General features: G+C 66.7%; 10 protein-coding genes and 1 tRNA gene. 9 read left to right on the top strand and 2 right to left on the bottom strand.

Annotated elements, in window-relative coordinates; translation table 11 throughout:
- The first annotated feature begins 50 nt into the window (after positions 1–50).
- From ACFPU0_RS03260 to ACFPU0_RS03230, 7 genes are all read left to right on the top strand, one after another.
- On the top strand, positions 51–1925 hold the full coding sequence (locus ACFPU0_RS03260; RefSeq protein WP_377691357.1) for a di-heme-cytochrome C peroxidase: 1875 nt from the start codon (positions 51–53) through the stop codon (positions 1923–1925).
- A gap of 47 nt (positions 1926–1972) precedes the next feature.
- Positions 1973–3175 carry a catalase family protein gene (locus ACFPU0_RS03255; protein ID WP_377691356.1) on the top strand — a complete coding sequence of 401 codons (1203 nt, stop codon included), beginning with the start codon at positions 1973–1975 and terminating at the stop codon, positions 3173–3175.
- Positions 3176–3311: 136 nt separating this feature from the next.
- Positions 3312–4271 (top strand): homocysteine S-methyltransferase family protein, encoded by a 960-nt coding sequence (locus tag ACFPU0_RS03250; protein WP_377691355.1) that lies wholly within the window; start codon positions 3312–3314, stop codon positions 4269–4271.
- 129 nt (positions 4272–4400) lie between these two features.
- Entirely contained in the window at positions 4401–5780 is a 1380-nt protein-coding gene (locus ACFPU0_RS03245; protein WP_377691354.1) for an NfeD family protein, read from the top strand.
- 2 nt (positions 5781–5782) lie between these two features.
- A complete protein-coding gene (locus tag ACFPU0_RS03240) occupies positions 5783–6550 on the top strand; it encodes a slipin family protein (RefSeq protein WP_377691353.1) in 768 nt (255 codons plus the stop codon).
- 133 nt (positions 6551–6683) lie between these two features.
- Positions 6684–7805 carry an alanine dehydrogenase gene (ald, locus tag ACFPU0_RS03235; protein ID WP_377691352.1) on the top strand — a complete coding sequence of 374 codons (1122 nt, stop codon included), beginning with the start codon at positions 6684–6686 and terminating at the stop codon, positions 7803–7805.
- Positions 7806–8008: 203 nt separating this feature from the next.
- Positions 8009–8854 carry an EamA family transporter gene (locus ACFPU0_RS03230; protein ID WP_377691351.1) on the top strand — a complete coding sequence of 282 codons (846 nt, stop codon included), beginning with the start codon at positions 8009–8011 and terminating at the stop codon, positions 8852–8854.
- Here the strand turns inward: ACFPU0_RS03230 and ACFPU0_RS03225 are convergent.
- The gene (locus ACFPU0_RS03225; protein ID WP_377691350.1) at positions 8851–9183 is read right to left on the bottom strand and encodes an I78 family peptidase inhibitor; all 333 of its coding nucleotides are present in this window, start codon (positions 9181–9183) and stop codon (positions 8851–8853) included. The genes ACFPU0_RS03230 and ACFPU0_RS03225 overlap by 4 nt on opposite strands.
- Positions 9184–9355: 172 nt before the next feature.
- On the opposite strand from ACFPU0_RS03225, the gene ACFPU0_RS03220 reads away from it, so the two are divergent.
- Both ACFPU0_RS03220 and lpdA read left to right on the top strand, forming a co-directional pair.
- Positions 9356–10237, top strand: a complete 882-nt coding sequence (locus tag ACFPU0_RS03220; RefSeq protein ID WP_377691349.1) for a pseudouridine synthase — start codon at positions 9356–9358, stop codon at positions 10235–10237.
- A 150-nt stretch (positions 10238–10387) separates the two neighbouring features.
- Positions 10388–11788 (top strand): dihydrolipoyl dehydrogenase, encoded by a 1401-nt coding sequence (lpdA, locus tag ACFPU0_RS03215; protein ID WP_377691348.1) that lies wholly within the window; start codon positions 10388–10390, stop codon positions 11786–11788.
- 403 nt (positions 11789–12191) lie between these two features.
- On the opposite strand, the gene ACFPU0_RS03210 is transcribed toward lpdA, so the two are convergent.
- Positions 12192–12267, bottom strand: a tRNA-Gly gene (locus tag ACFPU0_RS03210).
- Positions 12268–12277 lie beyond the last annotated feature (10 nt).

The raw sequence follows: 12277 nt of genomic DNA, 5'->3' as shown, positions 1-12277 counted from the left end.
TGCCGCTTGGCATAAGCTAGGAAATTTCACCGAGCTACAAGGAAGTACCGATGCACGCCCTTCGTCGCATCCTATTACTGCTGCTGGTACTGATACTGGCAGGCCTGGCGCTGGTCCTTTACTACATCGCCAACCCCAACCTGCCGGCCTACCAGCCGCCGAGCCAGCTGCACTACCTCGACCAGTGGAGCGAGGCGGAGCGCCAGACCTACTACTACACACCCCAGGGCACTACCGTTAAGGGCCTGCGTTACGAGTGGTTCAGCGCCCTGGAATTGCCCTTCTCCGGCGATAAATTCGCCCGTCCCGAGTACCTGGCGCGTTTCGGCTTCCTGGTCGACCCGCAGCAGAAACCCACCCCACTGAACCCCGGCAACCTGCCGGTGGGCATGGCCCGCCACGCAGACGAGCGGACCGGCAGGCAGTACCTGGACATCAGCTGCGCCGCCTGCCACACCGGCGAGCTGCGCTACAACGGCCAGGCCGTGCGCATCGACGGCGGCGCCGCGCTGCACTCCCTGGCCTCCACCGTGCCCACCCTGCGCGGCGGCGGCTTCGGTCAGGCGCTGGGCATGAGCATGGCCTTCACCTATTACAATCCGCTCAAGTTCAGCCGCTTCGCCAAGGAGGTGCTGGGCGAGGACTACCCCCAAGGCAAGGAAGCGCTGCGCACCGAGTTCAAGCAGGTACTCGACCACCTGCTCGCCACCGCCTGGAACGACTTCCACCGCGGCCTCTACCCCACCGAGGAAGGCTTCGGCCGCACCGATGCCTTCGGCCGTATCGCCAACAGCGTGTATGGCGACGCCATCAGCCCAGACAACTACCGGGTCGCCGACGCGCCGGTGAGCTACCCGCAACTCTGGGATATCTGGAAGTTCGACTGGGTACAGTGGAACGGCTCGGCCATGCAACCCATGGCGCGCAATATCGGTGAAGCCCTCGGCGTGGGCGCCAGCCTGCACCTGTTCCAGCCGGACGGCGGCCCGGTGCCGGAGGCGGACCGCTACGCCTCCAGCGTGCGCGTGCGCGACCTCCATACCCTGGAAGAAACCCTGAAGCAGCTCACCCCGCCGGTTTGGCCGGAAGCGGTCTTCGGCAAGGTCGACCTGCCCCGGGCCAGCCAGGGCCGTGCGCTGTTCGTCGAGAACTGCGCCTACTGCCACGCCGCCAATGTGGTGCCGCCGGAACAGCGCATGGCCCCCGGCCGCGATCCGGAATGGCACATGCGCGTGGTACCGGTCGACATAGTCGGCACCGACTCCACCACCGCCGACAACATCGCCGACCACCGCTTCGACATCAGCAGGCTGGGCTGGACCCGCGAGCAACTGGCCAGGCTCGACGTCAAGCTGTTCGGCGCCAGCCTCGAGCAGGTGGACTTCAGGAGTATCTCCAGCGCCAAGGGACTGGCTTACGTCACGTCCTTCGTCGAAGAGCAGGCCTACAGGCAGGCCGGCATTTCCAGCGAAGAACGCGCGCGCATGGACGGCTTCGGCCTGCCCATCGGCGTACAGGAGAAACGCGGCTACAAGGCGCGCCCGCTGGAAGGTATCTGGGCCACCCCGCCTTTCCTGCACAACGGCTCGGTGCCGACCCTGTTCCAGCTGCTCTCCCCGGTCAGCGAGCGGGCCGGCCGGTTCCATGTCGGCAGCTTCGAGTACGACCCGAAGTTCGTCGGCTTCCAGACCGCGGAATTCCCCGGCAGCTTCCTGCTGGACACCAGTGTCAAGGGCAACGGCAACCGCGGCCATGAGTTCCGCGACGGCTGCCGCAAGGACGGCGTGATCGGCCGCTTCCTGTCCCCGGACGAACGCCTGGCGCTGATCGAATACCTCAAGGTGCTCGGCAACCCGGCGCTGGAAGGCCAGCTCACGCCGGTGGAACCCCGTCCCTGGACCCCAGGCCCTGCGTGCGAGGGCTGAGCCCTCGCCAATCCTGAAGCAGAAAAAGAAAAAAGGACTCAAGCCCCATGCTCAAGCGCTTCTGGCTCTGGCTCGGCCGACTGCTCGGCAAGCTCCTTCTCTTCGTGCTGGTGGTCGGCCTGGTGGGCTGGCTGGCTGGCGAGGCCTACTACGGCTGGAAGTTCTCCGGCCCGGTGCCCAGCGAGGAAGTCATCCCTGCCGACGAGGCCGCGCAGACCCGCGCCATCATCGACGACGCCATCCGCATCGTCGAACAGCACCGCGACAATACCCGCGTACTGCGCGACGCCCACGCCAAGGCCCACGGCTGCGTGAAGGCGGAAGTCAGCGTGCTGCCGGACCTCGACAGCGACCTGCGCGCCGGCGTTTTCGCCGAACCGGGCAAGACCTGGCACGCCGTGATGCGCCTGTCCAACGGTAACGCCTTTCCGCAGTTCGACCGCGTTCGCGATGCCCGTGGCATGGCCATCAAGCTGCTCGACGTGCCCGGCGAGAAGCTGATGAAGAGCCTGGCCCATGCCAATGAACAGGACTTCGTGATGTTCAACCATCCGGTGTTCTTCGTCCGTGACGTGGCCGAGTACCGGCAGAACTTCAACGCCCAGGCCAACGGCGAGAAGGTCGGCGCCTTCTTCCCCGGCTGGGACCCGCGCACCTGGGAAGTCCGCCATCTCGTTATCGCCCTGCAGACCCTGGCGCCCGCCCCGGACAGCCCGGTCGACGCCACCTACTACTCCATCGCGCCGTACAAGCTGGGCCAGGAGAACATCAAGTACCGGGTCATTCCCGACCCGCAGAACTGCCCGCCCTACCGGCTGCCGGAACAGAACACCGCGCTGCCCAACTTCCTGCGCAACGCCCTCTACCAGCAACTGTCCCTGGACCGCGTGCCGGCCTGCTTCGCCTTGCAGGTGCAGAAGCAGAACCCCACGCACTACATGCCCATCGAAGACACCAGCGTCGAGTGGGACGAATCCGTCTCGCCCTTCGTGACCGTCGCCAGGATCAAGGTGCCCGCCCAGGACTTCGACAGCCGCGAGCAGAACCTCGCCTGCGACAACCGCTCCTTCAACCCCTGGCACGGCCTGCCCGAGCACCGCCCCATCGGCGGCATCAACCGTTTGCGCAAGGCGGTGTACGAGGCGGTGAGCGCCTATCGGCACGAGCGCAACGACGCCCCCACCCATCAGCCCACCCCAGCCAGACCCCGCGCGGGTGCTAGCCTTTCCTCTTACCCACCGGGCGCTTAGTGTCCGCCCGGCGTAGTGCCTACGGGCCTCCATCGACCGCGGAATCCGCCCGAGGCCACAGACCGGCTGCCCGACCCGCCTTCACCCCGAAGCCTGCTACGGACAGCGAATGTCCACAGGTCACGGAGTCAAGGCCATGGCCCAATATCGCAGCGCCCTGCCCCAACTGGAGGGCGAACTGTTCCTTACCGATGGCGGCATCGAGACCACCCTGGTCTTTCACGAGGGCATCGCCCTCCCCGATTTCGCCGCCTTCGTACTGCTCAACTATCCCGATGGCCAGGAGGCCCTGCGCAAGTACTTTCGCGCCTACTGCGCCATCGCCAGCCATTACGGCACCGGGCTGGTCCTGGAAAGCCCCACCTGGCGCGCCAATCCCGACTGGGCCAATCACCTCGGCTTCACGCCCCAGGGACTGGCCGCGATCAACCGCCAGGCCATCGCCCTGCTGGAGGAGCTGCGCGCCGAAGTCGAAAGCGGCCGCACGCCGGTGGTGATCAGCGGCTGCATAGGTCCGCGCGGCGATGGCTACATAGCTGACGAAGCCATGGACCAGTTCCAGGCCCAGCAATACCACAGCGAGCAGATCGGCCTGTTCGCGGACACCGCCGCCGACCTGGTCACGGCCATCACCATGAACTACGTGGAGGAAGCACTGGGCGTCGTCCTCGCGGCCCGCGAAGCGCGCATGCCGGTGGTCATCTCCTTCACCGTGGAAACCGACGGCCGGCTTCCCACCGGGCAGGGATTGAAGGAAGCCATCGAGCAGGTGGACAACGCCACCGCCGCCTACCCCGCCTACTACATGATCAACTGTGCCCACCCGGACCACTTCGAAGACGTGCTGGTGCCCGACACGCGATGGGTTCAGCGGATTCGCGGTCTGCGCGCCAATGCCTCGCGCAAGAGCCACGCAGAACTGAACGAAGCCATCGCCCTGGACAGCGGCGACCCGGAGGAGCTCGGCGCCCAGTACGCCGCCCTGCGGCGACGCCTGCCGCACCTCAACGTGATGGGCGGGTGCTGCGGCACCGACCATCGCCATATCGAACAGATCGCCAGGGCGTGCAAGCCGCTGTTCCGCGCGGCGCTCTGACCACTGGCGGTTACGAACCCTGTAGGGGCGAATGAATTCGCCCCTACAGTCGCCTGCTGCTCCGCCCCCAAAAACCAACCAGACCTCTCAACTATGCTGTAAGTGAAAACGGCGTGGCGGGAGGCCTCCATGATCCGCTGGTTGCTAAGCAAGCTTCTGTGCCTGGCAATGCTATCGCCCGGCACCCTGGTGGCCGCCGGCAGTGTCTCCGTGCTGACGGTGGACGGCCCCATAGGCCCGGCCACCGCCGACTACCTCACCCGTGGCATCGAACGCGCGGAGCAGGACAAGGCACAGCTGGTGGTGATCCGCATCGACACCCCCGGCGGCCTCGACACTTCCATGCGCAGCATCATCAAGGCGATCCTCGCCAGCCCGGTGCCGGTGGCCAGCTTCGTCGCCCCCAGCGGCGCCCGCGCGGCCAGCGCCGGCACCTACATCCTCTACGCCAGTCACATCGCCGCCATGGCCCCGGGTACCAACCTGGGTGCCGCGACGCCGGTGCAGATCGGCGGCATGCCCGGCCAGCCGGAGGGCGGCAAGCCGGACGACGACAAGGACGGCAAGAAGGATGAGAAGGCCGGGCAGTCCAGCAACGAGGAAACCCTTACCCGCAAGCAGGTCAACGATGCCGCCGCCTACATCCGGGGCCTGGCGCAGATGCGCGGGCGCAATGCCGACTGGGCCGAGCGCGCGGTACGCGAGTCGGTCAGCCTTTCCGCCACCGATGCCGAGCACCTGAAGGTGGTGGACCTGCTGGCCCATGACGTCCACGACCTGCTGAAGAAACTGGACGGCAGGACACTGGAAATCGCCGGACAGAAACTCACCCTGGCCACCGCCGGCGCGCCGCTCGTGCAGCGTGAACCCGACTGGCGCGCGCAGATCCTCGCGGTGATCACCAACCCCAGCGTGGCACTGATCCTGATGATGATCGGGGTCTATGGACTGATCTTCGAATTCTCCAACCCCGGCAGCGGCGTCGGCGGCGTGATCGGGGGCATCTGCCTGATCCTCGCCCTCTACGCCCTGCAACTGCTGCCGGTGAACTTCGCCGGTATCGCCCTGATCCTGCTCGGCATCCTATTCATGGCCGCCGAGGCCTTCATGCCCAGCTTCGGCATCATCGGCTTTGGCGGCATCGCCGCCTTCGTGGTCGGCGCGGTGATCCTGATCGACACCGAAGTGCCCGGCTTCGGCATTCCCCTCTCGGTGATCATCACCGTGGCGCTGTCCAGTGCGCTGCTGATCTTCGCCATCCTCGCCATGGCCGTCCGCGCCCGCCGGCGTGCGCTGGTCAGCGGCGATGCCATGCTGGTGGGCAGCGAGGCGACGCTGCAGGACCTGGTCGCGGACGATCCGTACAGCGGCTGGGTGCAGTTGCAGGGCGAGCGCTGGAAGGTGCGCAGCGACGCCCCCCTGACGAGCGGCCAGCGGGTACGGGTGCTGGCGCGCAATGGACTGTTGCTGGACGTGACGACGGATGAACCCGCGCCCAAAGGAGACTGAACATGGCCTTTCCGCTCAGCTTTGCCACCCTCCTGTTCCTGCTGATCGTGCTGGCGGTTTCGGCCATCCGCATCTTCCGCGAATACGAGCGAGGCGTGGTGTTCCAGCTCGGACGCTTCTGGAAGGTCAAGGGGCCGGGGCTGGTGCTGATCATCCCCGCCATCCAACAGGTGGTGCGGGTCGACCTGCGCACCGTGGTGCTGGACGTACCCCCACAGGACGTGATCTCCCGCGACAACGTCTCGGTGAGGGTCAGCGCGGTGGTCTACTTCCGCGTCATCGATCCGCAGCGCGCCATCATCCAGGTGGAGAACTTCCTCATGGCCACCAGCCAACTGGCCCAGACCACCCTGCGCTCGGTGCTCGGCAAGCACGAACTGGACGAGATGCTGGCCGAGCGGGAACGGCTCAATGTCGATATCCAGCATGCCCTGGACTCCCAGACCGACGCCTGGGGCATCAAGGTGTCCAACGTCGAGATCAAGCACGTCGACATCAATGAATCCATGGTCCGTGCCATCGCCCGCCAGGCCGAGGCGGAACGGGAGCGGCGGGCCAAGGTCATCCACGCCGAAGGCGAGCTGCAGGCCTCGGAGAAACTGATGCAGGCCGCGGAAATGCTCAGCCGTCAGTCCGGCGCCATGCAGTTGCGCTACATGCAGACCCTGGGCTCCATCGCCAACGACAAGACCACCACCATCGTCTTTCCCCTGCCAGTGGACTTGCTCGGCGGCGTCCGCAAGGGCAAGCAAAAGGACCAGGAAGGCTGAATCCCGGAACGCGACCCCCTGTTTCCCCCGGCCTTTTCAGGGAGATTCCCTGAAAAGCCGCCACTATTCGGCGGGGGCGCGATGGCCGGGTTTCTACACTTGTTGAAAGGACACAAGAACCCTGGAGGTCGCCATGCGTATCGGAGTGCCGAAGGAGATCAAGAACCACGAGTACCGGGTCGGCCTGACACCGCAATCCGTGGCCGAGCTGACGCGCCTGGGGCATGAGGTCTGGGTGGAGACCCGGGCCGGCGGCGCCATCGGCTTCGCCGACGAGGACTACCAGGCCGCCGGTGCCCGGGTGGCGGCCAGCGCCGCGGAGGTCTTCGAGCAGGCCCAGCTGATCGTCAAGGTCAAGGAACCCCTGACCCAGGAACGTGCCCGCCTGCGCTCCGAGCAGACCCTGTTCACCTACCTCCACCTGGCCCCCGACCGGCCCCAGACCGAGGAGCTGATCGCCTCCGGCGCCACCTGCATCGCCTACGAAACCGTCACCGACAGCCACGGCCGCCTGCCGCTGCTGGCGCCCATGTCGGAAGTGGCCGGACGCATGTCGATCCAGGCGGGCGCCAGTTGCCTGGAAAAAGCCCGCGGCGGTCGTGGCGTGCTGCTGGGCGGCGTGCCCGGCGTGGCCCCCGGCAAGGTGGTGATCCTCGGTGGTGGCGTGGTGGGCACCCATGCCCTGGCCATGGCCGTGGGCCTGGGCGCCGATGTCACTGTGCTGGACAAGAGCGTGGACGCCCTGCGCCGCCTGGACTCGCTCTACGGCAACCGCATCACCACCCTCTACTCGACGCACGGTACGGTGCGCGAACAGGTGCTGGCGGCGGACCTGGTCATCGGTGGCGTGCTGATCCCCGGCGCGGCCGCACCCAAGCTGGTCACCGCTGAAATGGTGGCGCGGATGCAGGACGGCGCGGTGCTGGTGGACGTGGCCATCGACCAGGGCGGCTGCGCCGAAACCTCGCGCGCCACCACCCATGCCGAGCCCACCTACGTGGTGGACGAGGTGGTGCACTACTGCGTGGCCAACATGCCCGGGGCGGTGGCACGGACCTCCACCCTGGCACTGAACAACGCCACCCTGCCCTTCGTCATCGCCCTGGCGCAGAAGGGCACGCGCAAGGCCCTGGAAGACGACCTGCACCTGCGCCACGGCCTGAACGTGGCCAAGGGGCGCCTGACCAACGCCAGTGTCGCCGCTGCCCACCACCTGGACTTCGTGCACCTGGAGGAGATGCTCAAGCAGCTCTAGTTCAGGGGTCGTGCTAGGCCCCGGTGACCACGGCGCAGCAGGCGTCCTAGGCCCTCAACTGTGTCGTGGTCATTTTTATGCCCATGGCGGGAAGGTGCTTGCGTAGGGTGCGCCGTGCGCACCAGAGGTTCCGGTGCGCACAGCGCACGGTCATGTGGCCGTATTCCCCGCAGTTGCACGAGAGCACAAGGACAGCCCTCAGAGTGGAAACCCCGGTCTTTCTCCTGGTCCTGACCGCCGCGGCCCTGCATGCGGGCTGGAACGCCCTGCTGAAGATCGGCCTCGACCGATTCCTCAGCGCTTCCCTGATCCAGATCGCCGCCGGCGTGGTGGCCCTGGCCGGCCTGCCCTTGGTCGCCATGCCCAAGCCGCAAGCCTGGCCCTGGATCGGCCTCTCCGCCCTCTTCCACATCGGCTACAACAGCTACCTGGCCCGCGCCTACCAGCATGGCGACCTGGGCCAGGTCTACCCGCTGGCGCGCGGCTGCTCGCCGCTGCTGGTGGCGCTGCTGTCGATGGCCCTGCTCGGGGACCGGCTGAGTCCCGGCGAACTGGCGGGCTTGCTGGTGCTGGTGGGCGGAATCTGGCTGATGGCGGTTCGCGGCGGGCGTGGCGCCGCCGGCATCAACGCAGCGCTGGTGGGCTGTGCCCTGATGACGGCGCTGTTCATCGCCGGCTACACCCTGGCCGATGCCACAGGGGCTCGGCGCAATGGCGACGCACTGTCCTATTCGCTGTGGCTGTTCGTGGTGAATGCCCTGGTGATGGCCATGGTGATCGCCATCGCCCGCGGCCCGCGGACCTTCCTGCAACTGGGGCCGCACTGGCGCGGCGGCCTGGCGGGCGGGGCGATGTCCCTGGCGGCCTACAGCATCGCCATCTGGGCCATGACCCGGGCTCCGGTGGCGCTGGTTTCCGCACTGAGGGAAACCAGCGTGCTGTTCGCCCTGCTGATCGGCGCGCTACTGCTCAAGGAGCCACTGCCGCCGATCCGCCTGCTGGCCTGTGGGGTGATCGCAGCAGGCGTGGCGTTGCTCCGGCTGCTTTAGCCGCAGGTGAACTGCTTGACGACGTCGGTTTCGTCCACGTCGATATTCAGTCGGCGGGAGTTGTAGTCCATGGTGATCGGCTGGTGGGGACGCAGCACCCGGGCGGTCTCCGCACCGGACTGACGCTTGGCCTGCTCGACCAGGGCGACATTGGCGGTCTTGCCCACCAGGGAGGCTACCGCCGCGCTGTCGCAGGTACCGGACAGGGACGGTGCGGCGGCGCTGGCGCTTTGCTCGGCGGCCGGAGCTTCGGGCTTGTCGGCCGAGCTGCAGCCGGCCAGGAGCAGGCCGGCCAGGGCGAGACCGAGGGAAATCGGCTTGAAGTACATACAAGGGTCCTCTTCTGAAAAAACATCCTGGCGTGCGCCTGCAATGGGCCTACCATCGCGGCGGGGCTCCTGCCCGCGGGCGCACGGGGGGGTGCATTCTATCCTCCGGCTTTGACTCCGGTCAGTCAGGTGCGGCCTAATGCCCCGCTCCTGAAACTCGCCGAAACACTCCATGTCCCGCACCCCGAGCATCCGCCCCAGCACCCTCCACCTCCCCCAGGGCCAGTGGCGCACCGTACTGGATTGCCTCTGCGACCGCTTTCCCGCCATCTCCCGGGAAACCTGGCTGGAGCGCATGGCCGGTGGCAAGGTGACCGACGGGCAGGGCCAGCCGCTCGGGCCGGAGCATCCCTACCAGGTGGCGCTGCGGGTGCATTACTTCCGGGAGGTGAAAGGCGAAAGAGCCATTCCCTTCCAGGAACAGGTCCTCTACGTGGATGAGCACCTGGTGGTAGCCGACAAGCCCCACTTCCTGCCGGTGATGCCGGCGGGCGAGTATGTCGAGGAAACCCTGCAGGCGCGCCTGACCCGACGCCTGGGCAATCCGCACCTGGTGCCGCTGCACCGCATCGACCGCCACACCGCCGGCCTGGTGCTGTTCTCCGCCAACCCGGCCAGTCGCAACATCTACCATGCGCTGTTCCGCGACCGGGAGATCGACAAGCGCTACGAAGCCATAGCCCCGGCGCTACCTGGCCTCGTCTTCCCGCTGCTGCGGGAAACCCGCCTGGCCAAGGGCGAACCCTTCTTCCGCATGCAGGAAGTGCCCGGCGCGCCCAACACCCGCACCCGCCTGGAGGTGCTGGAGAAGAACGGCGACCTCTGGCGCTATGCCCTCACCCCCATCACTGGCAAGCAGCACCAGTTGCGGGTGCACCTGGCCGCTCTCGGCGCGCCCATCCGCAATGACGGCTTCTACCCGGAACTGACCGACAAGGGTGGGCCGGACGACTACCAGCGTCCCCTCAAGCTGCTGGCCCGCGACCTCGCCTTCGACGACCCCATCACCGGCGAACCGCGCCGCTTCGAGAGCCGCCTGCGCCTGGACTGGTGAGCCCTGGCAAGCGCTACAGCGCTCGACTAGAGATATGACACCCATAATATCGAACGCCGGCCTCAAGCAGGATCGCCCCGGCTGGAAGGCTGCGGGTTGTCCACTAGGCTTGAGCTTTCCCCTTTAGACTTTTCGACCGAGGTAGTTCCCATGAGCGCGTACGACGTGGTGGTGATAGGCAGTGGCCCAGGCGGCTACAACGCGGCGATCAAGGCCGGCCAGCTGGGGATGAAGGTGGCCTGCGTCGAGGGTCGTGAAACCCTGGGTGGCACCTGCCTGAACGTCGGTTGCATGCCGTCCAAGGCCCTGCTCCACGCATCCGAACTCTTCGAAGCGGCGGCGGGCAAGGAATTCGCCACCCTCGGCATCCAGGTCCGGCCCGAGCTCGACCTGGCGCAGATGATGACGCAGAAGGCCGAAAGCGTGGCGGCCCTGACCAAGGGCATCGAGTTCCTCTTCCGCAAGAACAAGGTGGAATGGGTCAAGGGCTGGGGCCGCATCGACGGCGCCGGCAAGGTGCTGGTGACCGCCGCCGATGGCCAGCAGCAAACCCTGGAAACCCGCAACATCGTCATCGCCACCGGCTCCGAGCCGACGCCGCTGCCCGGCGTGACCATCGACAACAAGCGCATTCTCGACTCCACCGGCGCGCTGTCCCTGCCGGAAGTTCCCAAGCACCTGGTGGTGATCGGCGCCGGAGTGATCGGCCTGGAACTGGGCTCGGTCTGGCGCCGCCTGGGTGCCCAGGTGACGGTGGTGGAATACCTGGGCCGCATCTGCCCCGGCCTGGACGATGAAACCGCCAAGACCCTGCAGCGCGCCCTGACCAAGCAGGGCATGAGCTTCAAGCTCAGCTCCAAGGTCACCAGCGCCGAGGCCGGCAAGAGCGGCGTGGAACTGTCCATCGAACCCGCCGCCGGCGGCCTGGCGGAAACCCTGAAGGCCGACTACGTGCTGGTGGCCATCGGTCGCCGCCCCTATACCGAGGGCCTCGGGCTGGAGAGCGTGGGCCTGGCCACCGACTCCCGCGGCATGCTCGCCAACGAGCGCCACCAGACGGGTGCGCCGGGGGTCTGGGTCATAGGCGATGTCACCTCCGGGCCGATGCTGGCGCACAAGGCCGAGGACGAGGCCATCGCCTGCATCGAGCGGATTGCCGGCCAGGCCGCCGAGGTGAACTACAACCTCATCCCCAATGTGATCTACACCCGCCCGGAAGTGGCCAGCGTGGGCAAGAGCGAGGAACAGCTGAAGGCCGAGGGCAGGCCCTACCGGGTCGGCAAGTTTCCCTTCACCGCCAACAGCCGGGCCAGGATCAACCACGAGACCGAAGGTTTCGTGAAGGTGCTGACCGATGAGCGCACCGACGAAGTACTAGGCGTGCACCTGATCGGCCCCTGCGTCAGCGAGATGATCGGTGAGTACTGCGTGGCCATGGAATTTTCCGCCTCGGCCGAAGACATCGCCCTGATCTGCCATCCCCACCCGACCCGCTCCGAGGCCCTGCGCCAGGCGGCCATGGATGTGCATGGCGGGGCGATGCAGGCCTGATCCCATCCCTGGAAGCCGCGCAGGGGCCCCTCACCGAGCTCAGGTCCATAGGATGGGTGGAGCGGAGTGAGCAGGGCCGGCCGGCGGGTCGGGGTGGTGAGGTGGCAGGGGGAGCTCTGGGTTGCCTGGCGGGATCTGCCGGCGTTCATGGCGGACAACGAAGAGATGCCGGTATGACTGCCAAGGCAACTGGTGCGGCGCCCGGACGCGAGGTGGCATACGACCCCGGATTGCCGAAGTGATCATGGAGAACATGGCGCTGCGGGATGGGTTGAAGCAGGAGGCCTGCCCCATCTCCTGGGCAGTGCGCGCCAGGAACAGCGAAAGCGGGAATGAAAAAAGGGGCTTTCGCCCCTTGTTTCAATGACATACAGAGCTCCGTGGAACTCTGTAGATCGATATTTGGAGCGGGAAACGAGACTCGAACTCGCGACCCCGACCTTGGCAAGGTCGTGCTCTACCAACTGAGCTATTCCCGCATGCAACTTT

It is taken from the genome of Pseudomonas sp. GCM10022186, from assembly GCF_042656385.1.
Lineage (GTDB): Bacteria > Pseudomonadota > Gammaproteobacteria > Pseudomonadales > Pseudomonadaceae > Metapseudomonas.
The sequence above is the reverse complement of the archived record's forward strand: the minus strand, read 5'-3'. Positions and strand labels throughout refer to the sequence as shown.